Origin of the sequence: Aureimonas phyllosphaerae (assembly GCF_900113065.1) — a bacterium.
GTDB lineage: Bacteria > Pseudomonadota > Alphaproteobacteria > Rhizobiales > Rhizobiaceae > Aureimonas > Aureimonas phyllosphaerae.
Window position 1 is genome coordinate 77,673 of sequence record NZ_FOOA01000014.1, and the last position, 15,709, is coordinate 93,381.

General features: G+C 68.4%; 17 protein-coding genes. 9 read left to right on the top strand and 8 right to left on the bottom strand.

All coding sequences use genetic code 11. From position 1 onward, the window contains the following. Positions 1 to 303 precede the first annotated feature (303 nt). The 4 genes from BM175_RS16010 to BM175_RS16025 are packed head-to-tail and all read left to right on the top strand — an operon-like array spanning position 304 to position 3,437. Positions 304 to 1,197, top strand: a complete 894-nt coding sequence (locus tag BM175_RS16010; RefSeq protein ID WP_090964748.1) for a dioxygenase family protein — start codon at positions 304 to 306, stop codon at positions 1,195 to 1,197. 10 nt (positions 1,198 to 1,207) lie between these two features. Continuing rightward, on the top strand, positions 1,208 to 1,990 hold the full coding sequence (gene hpaH, locus BM175_RS16015) for a 2-oxo-hept-4-ene-1,7-dioate hydratase (RefSeq protein WP_090964749.1): 783 nt from the start codon (positions 1,208 to 1,210) through the stop codon (positions 1,988 to 1,990). Then, positions 1,987 to 2,760: a 4-hydroxy-2-oxoheptanedioate aldolase gene (hpaI, locus tag BM175_RS16020; RefSeq protein ID WP_090964751.1), complete on the top strand. Its 774-nt coding sequence runs from the start codon at positions 1,987 to 1,989 to the stop codon at positions 2,758 to 2,760. Before hpaH ends, hpaI begins: the two co-directional genes overlap by 4 nt. After that, positions 2,757 to 3,437 (top strand): type 2 periplasmic-binding domain-containing protein, encoded by a 681-nt coding sequence (locus tag BM175_RS16025; protein ID WP_090964753.1) that lies wholly within the window; start codon positions 2,757 to 2,759, stop codon positions 3,435 to 3,437. The genes hpaI and BM175_RS16025 overlap by 4 nt, the downstream gene beginning before the upstream one ends. 11 nt (positions 3,438 to 3,448) lie before the next feature. Here BM175_RS16025 and BM175_RS16030 read toward each other — a convergent pair whose 3' ends face one another. Beyond that, entirely contained in the window at positions 3,449 to 4,363 is a 915-nt protein-coding gene (locus tag BM175_RS16030; RefSeq protein WP_090964755.1) for a LysR family transcriptional regulator, read from the bottom strand. A gap of 148 nt (positions 4,364 to 4,511) precedes the next feature. Between BM175_RS16030 and BM175_RS16035 the strand changes: the two genes are divergently transcribed. From BM175_RS16035 to BM175_RS16055, 5 genes are read left to right on the top strand one after another with little or no spacing between them, the layout of a single operon-like run. Further along, the gene (locus BM175_RS16035; RefSeq protein ID WP_090964757.1) at positions 4,512 to 5,180 is read left to right on the top strand and encodes an amino acid ABC transporter permease; all 669 of its coding nucleotides are present in this window, start codon (positions 4,512 to 4,514) and stop codon (positions 5,178 to 5,180) included. A 9-nt stretch (positions 5,181 to 5,189) separates the two neighbouring features. Beyond that, positions 5,190 to 5,846 (top strand): amino acid ABC transporter permease, encoded by a 657-nt coding sequence (locus BM175_RS16040; RefSeq protein ID WP_090964760.1) that lies wholly within the window; start codon positions 5,190 to 5,192, stop codon positions 5,844 to 5,846. A 29-nt stretch (positions 5,847 to 5,875) separates the two neighbouring features. Beyond that, the gene (locus BM175_RS16045; RefSeq protein WP_090964762.1) at positions 5,876 to 6,691 is read left to right on the top strand and encodes a transporter substrate-binding domain-containing protein; all 816 of its coding nucleotides are present in this window, start codon (positions 5,876 to 5,878) and stop codon (positions 6,689 to 6,691) included. 54 nt (positions 6,692 to 6,745) lie between these two features. Beyond that, positions 6,746 to 7,498: an amino acid ABC transporter ATP-binding protein gene (locus tag BM175_RS16050; protein WP_090964765.1), complete on the top strand. Its 753-nt coding sequence runs from the start codon at positions 6,746 to 6,748 to the stop codon at positions 7,496 to 7,498. A gap of 57 nt (positions 7,499 to 7,555) precedes the next feature. Beyond that, on the top strand, positions 7,556 to 9,448 hold the full coding sequence (locus BM175_RS16055) for a bifunctional sugar phosphate isomerase/epimerase/4-hydroxyphenylpyruvate dioxygenase family protein (protein WP_090964767.1): 1,893 nt from the start codon (positions 7,556 to 7,558) through the stop codon (positions 9,446 to 9,448). Between the two features lie 44 nt (positions 9,449 to 9,492). On the opposite strand, the gene BM175_RS16060 is transcribed toward BM175_RS16055, so the two are convergent. From BM175_RS16060 to pcaDC, 7 genes are read right to left on the bottom strand one after another with little or no spacing between them, the layout of a single operon-like run. Next, positions 9,493 to 10,521: a 3-carboxy-cis,cis-muconate cycloisomerase gene (locus BM175_RS16060; RefSeq protein WP_244546037.1), complete on the bottom strand. Its 1,029-nt coding sequence runs from the start codon at positions 10,519 to 10,521 to the stop codon at positions 9,493 to 9,495. A 4-nt stretch (positions 10,522 to 10,525) separates the two neighbouring features. Continuing rightward, a complete protein-coding gene (gene pcaF, locus BM175_RS16065; RefSeq protein WP_090964771.1) occupies positions 10,526 to 11,728 on the bottom strand; it encodes a 3-oxoadipyl-CoA thiolase in 1,203 nt (400 codons plus the stop codon). 1 nt (position 11,729) lies between these two features. Beyond that, the gene (locus BM175_RS16070) at positions 11,730 to 12,401 is read right to left on the bottom strand and encodes a 3-oxoacid CoA-transferase subunit B (protein WP_090964773.1); all 672 of its coding nucleotides are present in this window, start codon (positions 12,399 to 12,401) and stop codon (positions 11,730 to 11,732) included. After that, the gene (locus tag BM175_RS16075) at positions 12,398 to 13,132 is read right to left on the bottom strand and encodes a 3-oxoacid CoA-transferase subunit A (protein WP_090964775.1); all 735 of its coding nucleotides are present in this window, start codon (positions 13,130 to 13,132) and stop codon (positions 12,398 to 12,400) included. The genes BM175_RS16070 and BM175_RS16075 overlap by 4 nt, the downstream gene beginning before the upstream one ends. 6 nt (positions 13,133 to 13,138) lie before the next feature. Continuing rightward, positions 13,139 to 13,765 (bottom strand): protocatechuate 3,4-dioxygenase subunit alpha, encoded by a 627-nt coding sequence (gene pcaG, locus BM175_RS16080; RefSeq protein ID WP_090964777.1) that lies wholly within the window; start codon positions 13,763 to 13,765, stop codon positions 13,139 to 13,141. Beyond that, entirely contained in the window at positions 13,765 to 14,487 is a 723-nt protein-coding gene (gene pcaH, locus BM175_RS16085; protein ID WP_090964779.1) for a protocatechuate 3,4-dioxygenase subunit beta, read from the bottom strand. Before pcaH ends, pcaG begins: the two co-directional genes overlap by 1 nt. Continuing rightward, complete coding sequence (pcaDC, locus tag BM175_RS16090) at positions 14,484 to 15,656, bottom strand: bifunctional 3-oxoadipate enol-lactonase/4-carboxymuconolactone decarboxylase PcaDC (RefSeq protein WP_090964781.1); 1,173 nt, start codon at positions 15,654 to 15,656, stop codon at positions 14,484 to 14,486. Before pcaDC ends, pcaH begins: the two co-directional genes overlap by 4 nt. Positions 15,657 to 15,709 lie beyond the last annotated feature (53 nt).

Here is a 15,709-nt window from a genome sequence, read left to right on the forward strand (position 1 = left end):
GGCCCGTCTCGTTCTCCCGATCGATCGACAAAGCCGCCAATGTCCCGTCTCACGCCTCACTTGTATCGACGATGGCTACGAAAAACGATTATTTCTGTCAACAGTTCTGCTGCTTCCAACTCATTAGCGGAAGCGGGCGCGCGTTTCACGGGGGAAAAAACTCGCCTGCACGAAGCCCAATTGTCGACGAACGGGCGTTGACTCTGGATCACATACGTTTCTCTGCGCAGTTCCGCCACCAACAGGTCTTGACGAATAATCGATGATCGTTCAGTCCTTCGCTCAAGGGAGGGAGGCCCGGTCATGCCTGTTCGCACCCAAGAGGACGTCACGCCCGCGGTTCTGGCCGTGATGGCGCGCACGCGGGATCCGCGGCTGCGGGAGATCCTGACCTCCCTGGTGACCCATCTTCATGCGTTCGTTCGCGACGTCCGCCTGACGGAACCCGAGTTCCGCGAGGCGACCGCGATCCTCAACGAGATCGGCGCGCTCGCCAGCGACACGCATAACGAGTTCGTCCTGATGTCCGGGTCGCTCGGCGTCTCGACGCTGGTCTGCCTCCTCAACAACGGGGACGGCGGCCAGACCGAAACCTCACAGTCACTGCTCGGCCCCTTCTGGCGGCTCAACTCGCCGCGCGTACCGAACGGCGGCTCGATCATCCGTTCGGACACGCCGGGCACGCCGCTTTTTGTCACCGCCCGCGTCGAGGACGCGCAGGGCCGGCCGATCGCAGGCGCCGAGGTCGACGTCTGGCATGCGTCGCCGGTCGGCCTCTACGAGAACCAGGATCCCGAGCAGGCCGAGATGAACCTGCGCGGCAAGTTCACCACCGATGCGGACGGCCGCTTCTCCTTCTGGTCGGTGCGCATGGTCGGCTATCCCATCCCGACCGACGGCGTGGTGGGTCGGCTTCTCGAGGCGCAGGACCGTCATCCGTATCGCCCCGCGCATCTCCACGCGTTGATCTTCAAGCCGGGCTACAAGACGCTGATCAGTCAGGTCTTCGATCCGTCCTGTCCGTGGATCGACAGCGATGTGCAGTTCGGCGTCACCAAGGCGCTCACCGGCGATTTCGTGGAACACACCGAGCCCCACCTCGATCGCCCCGATCTCGCGAGCCCCTGGGTGCAGCTCGACTACACCTACGTCATGGAGCCCGGCGAGGCCGTGCTGCCGCGCCCGCCGATCAAGTAAGGACCAGCCGATGCTGACCGACGACCAACGCCGCGAGGCGGCTGCCTCGATCCTTCGCGTCGAGGAAACCCGCGTGCCCATGGTGCAGCTGAGCCGCACCTATCCGGAGATGGAGATCGAGGACGCCTATCGCATCCAGGACCTGTGGGCCGAGCAGCGCATCGCCAAGGGCGCCCGCCTCGCCGGCCACAAGATCGGCCTGACCTCGCGCGCCATGCAGATGGCCTCCAAGATGACCGAGCCCGACTACGGCCGCATCCTCGACGACGCCCTCTTCAACGACGGCGCGCAGATCCCAGCGACCCGCTTCATCAAGCCGCGTCTTGAGGTCGAGCTCGCCTTCGTCATGGGGGAGGATCTCGAAGGGGCGGGCACGCGCATTCACGACGTGATGCGGGCGACCGAATATGTCGTGCCGGCGCTCGAGATCATCGACTATCGCACCGAAGTGCCCCGCGCGATCACCGACACGATCGCCGACAACGCCGCCTTCGGGGCGATCGTCGTCGGCGGCCGGGTGTTCCGCCCCTTCGACGTCGACGTGCGCTGGATCGGCGCGACCTTGTCGAAGAACGGCATCATCGAGGAATCGGGCGTCTCGGCCGCAATCATGGGCCATCCGGCGGCCGGCATCGCCTGGCTCGTCAACAAGCTGGCCGCGGTCGGCGCCGGCCTGAAGAAGGGGCAGATCGTGCTCGGCGGCTCGTTCACGCGGCCGGTGGACATCGCGCCCGGCGACGTGATCCACGCCGACTACGGCCCCTGCGGCGCGATCGGCGTGTCCTTCACATGACCGCCTTCACCCTGCCCCGCAATGCCTTCAAGGCCGGGCTCGCGGAGGGCCGGTCGCAGATCGGCCTCTGGTCGGCGATCCCCGACGCCTTCGTGACGGAGGCGCTGGCCGGCGCCGGCTTCGACTGGATCCTCCTCGACACCGAGCATTCGCCGGGCGACGTCCTCACCGTCCTGCCGCAGCTCCAGGCGCTCGCACCCTACGACGTGTCGCCCGTCGTACGGCCAGCGGTGAACGATCCCGTCCTCATCAAGCGCTTTCTCGACATCGGGGCGCAGACGCTGCTGATCCCCTATGTCCAGTCGGCCGACGAGGCCCGTGCGGCGGTGGCGGCCATGCGCTATCCGCCGCGTGGCATCCGCGGCGTCTCTGCCCTCACCCGCGCCACCCGCTTCGGGCGGGTGCCGGACTATGCGCGGGACGCCGAGCGCGAGCTTTGCCTTCTCGTGCAGGTCGAGACACGCGAGGCGTTGGATCGGCTGGAGGAGATCGCCGCCGTCGAGGGCGTCGACGGCGTCTTCATCGGCCCGGCGGATCTTGCCGCCAGCCTCGGCCATGTCGGTGAGGCCGGACACCCGGACGTCGTCGTAGCCGTCGTTGACGCCATCGGCCGCATCCGCGGTGCCGGCAAGCCGGCCGGCATCCTGACGCCCGACAAGACCTTCGCCAAGCGCTGCATCGCGCTCGGGACGAACTTCACGGCGGTGGGCGTGGATATCGGGCTCCTCGCCCGCCAGACGGAAGCCCTCGCCCGCGAGTTCGCGCCGTGAGCGAGCCGGGCCTGTCCGAGGCGGCCCGGCGCGAACTCCTGCCGACGGGCCGGCTGCGGCTTGGCGTGAACGTCGCCAACGCCGAGATGGCGTCGGAGCGCAGCCCCGGTACCCTCGAGGGCAAGGCGATCGATCTCGCGCGCCGGCTCGAAGCCGACTGGCGCATCGCGGTCGAGATCGTGCCCTTCGCATCGGGCGGCGCGATCCTGGACGACATGGCCGCCTGGGACGCCGCGATCCTCGCCGTCGAACCGTCGCGTCTCGACCGCCTCCATTTCCTGCCCGCCTTCGCCACCGTCGACGCGACGCTGGCAACCCTCACGCACCCGTCGATCGCACGCTGCGGGGACGCCGATGCCGACGGCGTTCGGATCGCGGTGGTCAGGGGTGCGGCCTATACCGCGCATCTCGAACACACGTTCGCGCACGGCGAACTCGTCGCCTTCGACAGTCCGAAGGCGGCTCGGGCCGCCATGCTTTCGGGGGATTGTCAATTCGTGGCAGGCATCCGCTCGACCCTCAAGGTTTTCGCACGCGAGCATCCGGATGTGCGCCTGATGGAGGACGACATCCTTCGCGTCCCTCAGGCGCTGGCCATCCCGCTCGGCAGGCCGCACGCACAGGCTGTGTTGGAGGCATGGTTCCAGGGCACGGGCATCGAGGCTGCCGCCTCGTGATCGCGCATTCGTTACCCAGCGGGCGCGCCCGAAGCCCCGACGAGTTCGGCCCGAAAGCGCTCGATCGCATCCTCGGCAAAGCTCGACAGGACCCGACCGCGCTTCATCAGGGCATAGGGCACGATGGTGCTCGGCTCCCGAAGCGGGCGCTGCACGAGGCCGGGCATGTAGACCTCGGCCACGGAGAACTCGTCGATGAGAGCGACCCCGAGACCGTGGCGCACCAGCGATACGACGGTCTGGGCGAAGCGGCCGCGCATCGAGAAATGAGGCGTCAGGCCGGCGTCGATGAAGGGTTGCGCCAGCACCGCGCCGTAGGGGTCCTCCGGGTCGACGCCGATCACCGCCTCGCGGGCGAGCTCGTGGATGGAGATCGCCTCCCGGGCCGCCAGAGCATGCCCCTCCGGTACGATCACCACGAGGCGACCTTTTGCCAGCGGGCGCGAGACCAGCGCCGGGTTGGTGCTCGGCGAACTCATGACGACGAATTCGCCCCGCTCCAGAAGGAGGTAGTCGGCCGTCTCCTCGATCTTCAGGACGTTGAGGTCGATGCCGAGATGCGGGAACGTCTGGCGCAGCGACCGGATCACGCGCGCGGCGATGAACTGCGCGATCGACGGGGCCGAGGCGAAGCTGAGGACCGAGCCGTCGCCCCGGCGCAGCAGCGCCACGGCCTCGTTGAGGTTGCCGACCTCGCGGTGGACCTGCTCTACCACCGCGAAGATCATCCGCGCTTCGGAAGCCGGCAGGAACACACCGCCCTTGCGCTCGAACAACCGGATGCCGACCGTGTCCTCCGTGTACTTCAGAAGCCGGCTGACGCCGGGCGCCGAGACGCCCATGAGCTTTGCGGCGCCCTGGATCGTCCCCGCGACCATGACGGCGCGGATGACCTCGATCTGGCGCAGCGTGAGGGGCTTGGTCACGCGCGTTCTCCCGTCCCGACAGCGGTCAGATTAACATCATGTTCCACAACTCGCGAAATCGGTATTTGACGGCTCGCCGGCCGCTTGCGAAGGCTAACGAAAAAGCCGCTCGGGAGAGGTCGGGAAGCGGCTGGATGGGAGGACAGGCTTGAACGTCGAACTCGACTTCGGCGCCGTCCTGGCGCGCTGGCCGGAGCTCGCCTGGGGCACGCTCGGCACGCTGTGGCTGGCGCTCTGCGGCATGATCCTCGCGATGATCATCGGCGTTCTGGGCGTCGCCGTCCGTCGGTCCCATTCGCGGATCGGCGCGGCATTCGTCATCGCCTTCGTGGAGATCGTGCGCAACACGCCGTTCCTGGTGCAGATCTTCTTCATCTTCTTCGCGCTGCCGCTCGCCGGCGTGCGCCTCGATCCGACGACGACGGCGATCGTGGCCCTCGGCCTCAACGGCGGCGCCTATGCGATCGAGATCATCCGGGGCGGCGTCGAGAGCATTCCCAAGGGGCAGAGCGAGGCGGGCTTCGCGCTTGGCCTGTCGCGTGCCGACATCTTCCGGCTCATCATCCTGAAGCCGGCCCTGCGCGCGATCTTCCCCTCGCTCGCCAGCCAGTTCGTGCTCCTGACCCTGATGACCTCGATCGCGACCTCCATCTCGGCCTTCGAGTTGACCAGCGTCGCCCAGCGCATCGACGGCGACACGTTCCGGTCCTTCGAGGTCTATTTCACGATCACGGGCATCTACCTCGTCCTGTCCTGGCTCCTGATGACCGGGCTGGCGGCCATCGCGCGCCTGTCCTTCAACTATCCGACGAAGTGAGGCCGGGACATGGGAACGAGCAATGTCGGCCTTCCGGAACTCTACTTCCTGCTGCGCGGCCTCGGCTGGACGCTGATCCTCACCGGCTTCGGCTTCGTCGGCGGCATCCTGTTCGGCCTCGTCGTGGCGCTGGCCCGCGTCTCCCGGCGCCGCCTTCTCCGCTGGCCGGCCAAGGCCTGGATCGTGGTGTTCCAGGGCACCCCGCTCCTGATGCAGCTCTTCGTGGTGTTCTTCGGCCTGCCGCTCTTCGGCCTCGACGTCGCCCCCTGGCTCGCGGTCGCCGTGGCGCTGACGGCGCATGCCTCGGCGTTTCTCGGCGAAATCTGGCGCGGCGCGATCGAGGCCGTGCCGCTCGGCCAGAGCGAGGCGGCCCATGCGCTCGGCCTGAAATATCCGAGCCTGATGCGCGACATCATCATGCCGCAGGCCTTCCGCCTGTCGCTGCCCGCCACGATCGGCTTCCTGGTCCAGCTTCTCAAGGGCACGTCGCTCGCCGCGATCGTCGGCTTCATCGAGCTGTCGCGCGCCGGTCAGATCGTCTCCAACCAGACCTTCCAGCCGCTTCTGGTCTTCGGGATCGTCGGCATCTTCTACTTCCTGCTGTGCTGGCCCCTGTCGCTCTGGGGCAGCCGCATGGAACGCCGGCTCGCGCAGGCCGCGCGCTGACACGAGACCAACAAAGGAGGAGGAACCCGATGATCAGTCAGACCACGCTCGGCCTGGCCGTTGCCGCCGTCGCCCTGATGGGCGCCGCGCTGCCCGCCGGCGCGATGACGCTCGACGAGGCCAAGGCCGCCGGCAAGGTGCGCATCGGCATCCAGGCCGACAACTGCCCCTGGGGCTGTCTCTCGACGACGGGCGAAGCGCAGGGCTTCGACGCCGCGGTCGGTCGCGCCTTTGCTAAGAGCCTCGGGCTCGAAGCCGAGTTCGTGCCGCTCGCCGTCGCCAACCGCATCCCGGCACTCACCGCCAACCGGGTGGACATGCTGATCGCCTCGGTCGGCATCACCGCCGAACGCGCCAAATCCGTGCAGTTCAGCCACCCCTATGCCGCCAATACGCTCTACGTGACCGCCGCCAAGACCGCCGACCTGCCCGATGCAGCGGCGCTCGCCGGCGTCAGCGTCGGCGTGCCGCGGTCCGCGCCGATGGATACGATCCTCACCAAGGAAGCGCCTTCGGCCGACATTCGTCGCTTCGACGACGATGCGGCCAACATCCAGGCCCTGCTTTCAGGTCAGGTCCAGGCCGTCGGCTCCAACCAGTTCTACATCCAGCGCCTGGATAAGGCCTCGGCGGGCACCTACGAAAACAAGTTCAAGATCGGCCAGCTCTACCAGGGCGTCGCCACGCGCCTCGGCGAAAGCGACTGGAACACGGCCCTCAACGGCTTCCTGAAGAGCTACATCGGCAGCGAGGGCTACAATGCCTCCCATGCCGAATGGCTTCAGGTGCCGACCACCGATCTGCCGGCGACGATCGACGGCGTCAGCTTCACCGTCAGCCAGTAACGAAACCCATGCGCGGGCGTCCGTCAGGGCTCCCGCAGGGCCCGGGAGCCAACGATGACCGCCACCAGCGCCGACATCCTGATCCGCATGGACAACGTGGAGAAGTACTACGGCTCCTTCCATGCCCTGAAGAACGTGAACCTGACGGTCCAGCGCGGCGAGAAGATCGTCCTCTGCGGGCCTTCGGGCTCCGGCAAGTCGACCCTGATCCGCTGCATCAACCATCTGGAGCCGATCAAGTCGGGCCGGATCGTGGTCGACGGCACAGAGCTCAGCGACGGGCAGAAGTCGATCGACATCGTGCGCCGCGAGGTCGGCATGGTGTTCCAGCAGTTCAACCTCTTCCCGCACATGACGGTTCTGGAGAACTGCATGCTGGCGCCGATGCGCGTGCGCGGCGTGAAGCGCGAGGAAGCGGAGGCCACCGCCCGCCGCTTCCTGGAGCGGGTCCGCATCGGCAACCAGGCGGACAAGTATCCGGCCCAGCTGTCCGGCGGCCAGCAGCAGCGCGTGGCCATCGCCCGCGCGCTCTGCATGGAGCCGATCGCCATGCTGTTCGACGAGCCGACCTCGGCGCTCGATCCGGAGATGGTCAAGGAAGTCCTCGACACGATGGTGGGCCTCGCGCGCGACGGCATGACCATGATCTGCGTGACGCACGAGATGGGTTTCGCCCGGCAGGTCGCCGATCGCGTGATCTTCATGGCGGACGGCGAGATCATCGAGGAGAACACGCCGGAGGCCTTCTTCCAGGCCCCACGGCACGAGCGCGCCCGCGCCTTCCTCGGCGAGATCCTGCACCACTAGGCGCCGCAAACACCTGCCAGCGGCGGGTGTCCCCGTCCCCGTTCAAGGGCCATCCCGATGAAGACCTCGATCGCTACCGTCTCCCTGTCCGGCGACCTGTCGGAGAAGCTCGCCGCCATCTCGCAGGCGGGCTTCGGCGCGGTCGAGATCTTCGAGAACGACTTCCTCGCCTTCGACCAGGGGCCACGCGAGGTCGGCCGCATGGTGCGCGACGCCGGCCTTAAGATCTCGCTGTTCCAGCCCTTCCGGGACTTCGAGGGCCTGCCTGAGCCCCAGCGCGGACGAGCCTTCGAGCGGGCACGGCGCAAGTTCGAGACGATGAACGAGCTCGGCACCGACCTCATCCTGATCTGCTCCAACGTGTCGCCGCTGGCGCAGGGCGGCATCGACCGGGCGGCCGAGGATCTTCGTGCGCTTGGCGACATCGCGCGCGAGCACGGCGTTCGCATCGGCTACGAGGCGCTGGCCTGGGGCCGCTTCGTAAACGACCATCGCGACGCCTGGGAGATCGTGCGCCGGGCGGACCATAACGAGGTCGGCCTGATCCTCGACAGCTTCCACACCCTGTCGCGCGGTATCGATCCGGCCTCGATCCGCTCGATCCCGCGCGACAAGATCTTCATCGTCCAGATGGCCGACGCGCCGAAGCTCGATCTCGATCTCCTCTCGTGGAGCCGGCACTACCGCAACATGCCCGGCCAGGGCGAACTTCCCGTCGCCGACTTCATGGCCGCTGTCGAGGCGACGGGCTACGACGGCTACTACTCGCTCGAGATCTTCAACGACCAGTTCCGCGCCGGCTCGGCCCGCCAGACGGCCGTCGATGGCCGCCGCTCGCTGATCTACATGATGGACCGGTTGAAGGCCGAAGGGCGCGCGGTCAAGGGACCGTCCGAGCCGAACCCGCTGCCGCCGCCCGCGCGCACCCGCGGCGTGTCCTTCATCGAGTTCGCGACCGACAACGCCTCGGCCGTCGCTCTGTCGCAGCTCCTGACAACGATCGGCTTCCGCCATGCCGGCCGGCACCGCTCCAAGGACGTCGAGCTTTTCGTGCAGGGGGATCTGCGTGTTGCCGTCAACACCGACACGGAAGGCTTTGCCCACTCCTCCTACATCGTCCACGGCACCAACGTCGCCGCTTTGGGTCTTCGGATGGAGGATGCGGACGCCACGCTGAGGCGTGCCGAAGGATTGATCGCGACGAGCTTCCGCCAGCCCGTCGGGCCGGGAGAACTGGAGCTGCCGGCGCTCCGGGGTCTCGGCGGCAGCCTCCTCTACCTCGTTCCGCAGGGCGACGCGCTCGGCCGGCAGTGGGAGGTGGACTTCGACCTCGAGCCCGGCTGGGACGCCCATCCCGGCGCCGGGCTGGAGATGGTCGATCACATCGCCCAGACGGCGCGCTACGAGGACATCCTGTCCTGGACCCTGTTCTACCGGTCGATCTTCGACCTCCGCCCCCTCCCCCCGCTGGAGGTGCCGGACCCTGGCGGACTCGTCCTCAGCCAGGTGCTGGAGAACGAGGACGCAAGCCTTCGCATCGTCCTCAACGGCTCGCAGTCGAACCGCACGCAGTCGTCGCGCTTCGTGTCGCAGTTCGTCGGCCCCGGCGTGCAGCACGTTGCCTTCCGGACGGCGGACATCTTCCGCACCGTCGGGGCGCTGCGGGCGAACGGCGTATCCCTCCTGCCCATTCCGCGGAACTACCACGACGATCTCGATGCCAAGTTCGATCTCGAGCCGCAGGTTCTCGACGCCATGCGCGAGAACGGCATCCTCTACGACCGCGACGAGGCGGGCGAGTATTTCCAGGTCTATCTCGGCGCGCTGGAAGGCGGCTTCTTCATCGAGATCGTCGAGCGACGCGGCTATCGCGGACTCGGGGCGGCGAACGCTCCGATCCGGCTCGCGACGCAGGCCCGGCTGAAGCCGGCGGGCCTGCCGGCGATCTGACGTCCAGCTCCGGGCCGAGCGCGGCGGGACGGCGGTCGGCGGATTCAGCCCGTGAACCGGGCGCCGCGCAGGAGATCGGTGGCCCCGGTCAGGGCGCGGCCGGTGGCCTCGGCCATCTGCGGAAGCACCAGCCATTCCAGCGTCCAGGCCGCACCCGAGCGTTCGTTCTCGTGGACCATGGACTGGGACAGCGTGCCGAGGAGCCCCGCGTTGAACCGTGCGAGCGCGACGAGCACCTCGGCGCCGACCGGGTTCTGCTTGTGCGCCATGGCAGACGACCCTCCACCACCGGACAGCTTGATCGCTCCGACCTCGGTCTGCGCGAGAAGCGCCAGGTCCTGCCCGATCTTGCCGAGCGTGCCGGTCAGGAGCGCCAGCCCCTGGGCGACGTCGAGGATCGGCGTGCGGTCGGAGTGCCAGGGGGCGGCGTCTCGAAGGTCCAGGTGGCGGGCCATGTCGGCGCGCAGGCGCTCATACGCGGCGCCGAAGCTCGCGCCGTTGCCGACGGGACCGCCAAGCTGGAGAGGAAGCGACCGGGCAAGGTCGTGCAGACGCTTGCGGTGGCCCTGCAGCGGGCGCGTCCAGGTCGCCAGCTTGTCGGCGACGGTGAAGGCGAGCGCGGCCTGCATCCGCGTCTGTGCCATCAGGGTCCGCCCGCCCTCCTCCGCATCGAGCCGCGCGATCTCGGCGAGCACCGCGCCCGTTCGGGACTCGAGAATTACAAGGAGGGCGCGGAGGCGCAGCATGAGGCCGGTGTCGATGATATCCTGGCTGGTCGCGCCGAGATGAAGGCTTCGCCCGGCCTCGCCCGTTGCGGCCCGCAACTGTCGCACGAGTTCGGGGATGACGACGCCGTCGCGCGCGAGGCCTTGCCGCAGCGCCCGCTCGTCCGGCGTGAAGTCCCTCACCACCGAGCGAATGCGCTCCGCGTCGGCCGGTTCGATCGCGCCGATCGCACCCTGCGCCCGCGCGAGTGCCACCTCCACCCGCAGGAGCGCCGCGATCTCGGCGTCCGGCGAGAACAAGGCGGTGATCTCGGGGTCGCCGGTCAGGGCGTCGAGGAGGGACGTCAAGCGGTCAGACCCGTTCCAACGCGACGGCGATGCCCTGCCCGACGCCGATGCACATGGTGGCGAGCGCATGTCGGCCGCCGTTGAGCTGCAATTCCAGCGCCGCCGTGCCGGCGATGCGCGCACCCGACATGCCGAGCGGGTGGCCGAGCGCGATCGCCCCGCCGTTCGGGTTCACCCGCGCGTCGTCGTCGGCGATGCCGAGGTCGCGCAGCGTCGCGAGCCCCTGGGAAGCGAAGGCCTCGTTCAGCTCGATCACGTCGAAATCGGCCTGCGTCAGCCCCAGCCGCGCCATCAACTTCTTCGATGCCGGGGCCGGGCCGAAACCCATGATGCGGGGCGCCACGCCCGCCGTCGCACCGCCGAGCACGCGGGCGATCGGCGTCAGCCCATGGCGCTTGGCCGCCGCTTCCGATGCCACGATCAGCGCCGCCGCCCCGTCGTTGACGCCCGACGCGTTGCCCGCCGTCACCGTGCCGCCCTTGCGAAAGGGCGTCGGCAACTTGGCGAGCGCCTCGATCGTCGTCGCGCGCGGATGCTCGTCGGTGTCCACCACCTTCGGATCGCCCTTGCGCTGGGGGATCGTCACCGGAACGATCTCTTTCGCCAGACGCCCGTTGCCTTGAGCCGCGGCCGCCTTGTTCTGCGAGCGGACGGCGAAGGCGTCCTGATCCTCGCGGCTGACCCGGAAGTCCTCGGCGACGTTCTCGCCGGTCTCGGGCATTGAATCGACGCCGTACTGCTGCTTCATGAGCGGGTTGACGAAGCGCCAGCCGATCGTCGTGTCGTGGATCTCGGCGTGACGCGAAAAGGCCGTTTCCGCCTTCGGCATGACGAAGGGCGCGCGGGACATGGACTCGACGCCGCCCGCGATCACCAGTTCCGCCTCGCCCGCCTTGATGGCGCGCGCGGCCGTGATCACGGCGTCCATGCCCGAGCCGCAGAGGCGGTTCATCGTCGTGCCGGGAACGGTCTCCGGCAGGCCCGCGAGCAGCAGCGACATGCGCGCGACGTTGCGGTTGTCCTCGCCCGCATGGTTGGCGCAGCCGTAGATCACCTCGTCCACGGCGGCAAAATCGACGGACGGATGGCGCTCCATCAGCGCCCTGAGGGGCACGGCGCCGAGGTCGTCGGCGCGCACGGACGAGAGCGCCCCGCCGAAGCGGCCGATGGGCGTGCGGACATAGGCGCAGATGAAGGCTTCGCTCATCTCACAGCTCCGGAACGACGAGGTCGGCGACGGTGCCGGGCACCACGAGTGCGGCGCCCGTCATCGCCTGGAGTTCGTCGACCGACAGGGACGGCAGCTTCTCGCGAAGGACGAAGTGCCCGTCCTCGATGTCGATGACGGCCAGGCTCGTATAGACGCGGGTCACGCACCCGACGCCCGTCAGCGGCAGCGCGCAGCGCTTCACGAGCTTCGGCTTGCCGTCCTTGGTCACGTGCTCGGTGATGACGGCGACGCGCTTGGCGCCATGCACGAGGTCCATCGCCCCACCGACGGCCGGCACGCCCTTCGGCCCCGTCGACCAGTTGGCGAGGTCCCCCGTTTCGGCCACCTCGTAGGCGCCGAGGATCGCGACATCGAGATGCCCGCCGCGCACCATGGCGAAGCTGTCGGCATGGTGGAAGAAGGCGGTGCCGGGCTTCAGGGTCACGGCCTTCTTGCCGGCATTGATGAGGTCCCAGTCCTCCTCGCCCGCCTTCGGCGCTTCGCCGAAGCCGAGGATGCCGTTCTCCGTGTGGAAGATGGCCTCGCGACCGGGCGGCTGGAATCTCGCCACCATCTCCGGAAAGCCGATGCCGAGATTGACGTAGGCGCCATCAGTGATGTCCTGCGCGGCGCGCCAGGCGATCTGGGTGGAAGACAGCTTGGCACTCATGCGGCCCGCTCCGGGTAGACCGCGTTCGCGCGGTTGAGATCTTCCTCCTGCGCAGGGTTCGAAACCTCGACCACGCCTTGCACGAAGATGCCGGGCGTCACGACGCTCTCGGGATCGATCGTGCCGGGTTCGACGATCTGCGACACCTGCGCGATCGTCACCGCGGCGGCCATCGCCATCAGCGGGTTGAAGTTGCGCGCGGCCTTGTTGAAGACGAGGTTGCCGAGCCGGTCGCCGCGATGCGCCTTGATGAGCGCGACATCGGCCTTCAGCCACAGCTCGCGCACGTACGGCCGTCCGTCGAACTCCTCGACGGGTTTGCCCCTGGCGAGATCCGTGCCGTAGCTCGTCGGCGTGTAGAAGGCCGGAATGCCTGCCCCCCCGGCCCGGATGCGCTCGGCGAGCGTGCCCTGCGGCACGAGTTCCAGTTCGATCTGGCCGGCAAGATACCGTTCGGTGAAGACGCGCGGGTCGGCCGAGCGCGGGAAGGAGCAGATGAGCTTGGCGACCATGCCCTGCTCGATCAGCGCGGCCAAGCCCACGTGGCCGTTGCCCGCATTGTTGTTGACCACCGTCAGATTTTTCGGCGAGCCCGTCGCCAGGAACCGGTCGATCAGCGCGTGGATCAGCTCGATCGGCGCCCCGGAACCGCCGAAGCCGCCGATCATCACCACCGCGCCGTCCGCGATGCCGGATACGGCCTCTGCCAGATTGGGAAGGGTCTTGTCCATCGTGCGTCACATATCCAGAAAGACGGTTTCGGCCTCGCCCTGAAGGCGGATGTCGAAGGTGAAGACGGGAAGCCCGTCGCGGCTCGTCCGGGGCGCGACCAGCGTCGCGCGCCGCGCGGGCTCGGGAATGCGGTTGAGGAGGGGGTCGGCCGCGTTGGCTTGCTGCTCGTCTCCGAAGTAGAGCCGCGTGTGCAGGCCGAGGTTGATGCCGCGCGCCACGATCCAGACCGTGACGTGCGGCGCCTGGAGCCGACCGTCCGGCCAGGGCACCCGCCCCGGGCGGATCGTCTCGAAGCGGAACGTGCCGTCCGCCTCCGACACGGGCTGACGGCCCCAGCCGGCAAAGGCGGGATCCGCCACGCCGCGCGTCTCGGCCGGCGCGTTGTGGAGCCCGTCGGCGTCCGCCTGCCAGATCTCGATCAGCGCATCGCGCACGGGATTGCCCGCTCCGTCGAGGACGCGGCCTTCCAGGATCACCCGCTCGCCCTTCGTCTCGGGGCCGACCAGCACGAGCCCGAGGTCGTCCTGCCAGACGCCTGATATCTCCACCCAGTTCGGATTGGTGCCGATATGGACATAGGGACCGGCGGTCTGCGACGGGCTTTCCTTCAGGTAGTCGAGCCGCTGAACCATCAGTTGCCCTCCATGCGGTTCTCGAACATCGTCGAGCGGCGTCCGCGCAGGACGATGTCGAACTTGTAGGCGAGGCTGTCCATCGGGATCGTGGCCTGGCGGTCGAGAGCGGCGACGAGTTGCTCGACGGCGGCCGGGTCCGGGATGGTTCGCACGATCGGGCACTGCCAGATCATCGGATCCCCTTCGAAATACATCTGGGTGATCAGTCGCTGCGCGAAGGCGTGGCCGAAGACCGAGAAGTGGATGTGGGCGGGACGCCAGTCGTTGACGCCGTTCGGCCAGGGATAGGCGCCCGGCTTCACCGTTCGAAACGAGTAGCGGCCCTCGTCGTCGGTGATCGCGCGCCCGCATCCGCCGAAGTTCGGGTCGAGCGCGGCAAGATAGCTTTCCCGCTTGTGGCGGTATCGTCCGCCGGCATTGGCCTGCCAGAACTCGAGGAGGGCGCCGCGCACGGGGCGCCCGGCCTCGTCCAGCACCCGACCGTAGACGACGATCCGCTGACCGATCGCCTCGGCGCCGTCCTTGGCGAAGTTGCGGATCAGGTCGTTGTCGAGCGGACCCAGGATGTCGTGGCCGAACACCGGCCCGGTCTCCTCCGAATGGCTGGTCGGCAGCGACAGGAGCGCCTGCCGGGGCGAGCGGAGGATCGAAGTCTTGTAGGACGGCGTGAGGGCCTGCGGGTGCCGGCCGCGGTCGCGCTGGAAATAGGAACCGCTCATCGAACCGTGTCCTCCCGCTCGGCCAGGATCGTCTTGGCGATCTTGATGGCGTGGTTGGCCGCCGGGACCCCGGCGTAGACCGCGACGTGCATCAGTGCCTCAGCAATATCTTCCGCGGACGCGCCGGTGTTGGCGGTGGCGCGCATGTGGAGGCCGAGTTCCCCGTCCTGGCCGAGCGCGGCCAAAAGCGCGATGGTGACGATCGAGCGCTCGCGCCGCGTGAAATGCGGGCGCGACCAGACCGAACCCCAGGCCCCTTCCGTGATGAAGCGCTGGAACGGCGCGTCGAAGGGCGTGATCGCTTGCGTTGCGCGTTCGACATGGGCGCTGCCGAGCACCTCCAGGCGCACCGCCATGCCGGCGTCGAACAGGCTGGTGGTCTCACCGCTTTGCAAGAGATGGCCCGTGATCAGCTCGGCGACCTCCGCCGGCCTCTCGAGGCACGGCAGATGACCCGCGCCGGCAACGAGCGCGAAGCGCGCACCGGGAATGAGGTCGGCGGTCGCCTTCACGAGATCGGGCGGGGTTGCCTTGTCGGCATCGCCGGCGATCGCAAGGACAGGCGCCGCAATGCGCGCCGCGTCGGCGCGATAGTCCGCATCGCGTACGGCCGCGCAGGCACCCGCATAGCCCTCGCGCGGCGTCCCCTCCAGCATGGCGCGCCACGCGGCGAAGCGGGCGGGATGCGCGGCGGCGAACCCGTCGGAGAACCAGCGGGCGGCGACGGCCTCGCCGATGGCTGCGACGCCGGCGTCCGTCACCGTGGCAATGCGCTCGTTCCACGCCGGCGCGTCGCCGATCCGGGCGGCCGTGTCCATCAGGACGAGGCTTTCGACACGCTTCGGCGCATGGATCGCGACATGCTGGGCGATGAGGCCGCCGATCGACAGCCCGACGATCGAAACCCTCGCCCAGCCGAGCGCATCCAGAAGCGCCGTCAGGTCGTCGGCGAGAAGCGGGATCGAGTAGGGCGCGGGCGTCGCCTCGCTCAAACCGTGGCCGCGCTTGTCGACCAGAAGGATCTCGAAGCGGTCGCGCAATTTCTCGACGACCTCGACCCAGATCCGGAGGTCCGAACCCAGCGAATTGAGGAAGACGAGGCGCTGCGCGCCCGTCCGTCCTTCGACGCGGTAATGCATCTCGATGCCGTTCGCGGTCACGAATGCCATGCGGCCGTCCTCCCGTCCTTGGGTTTAGGCCACTTGAACCGTCATGTGAAATG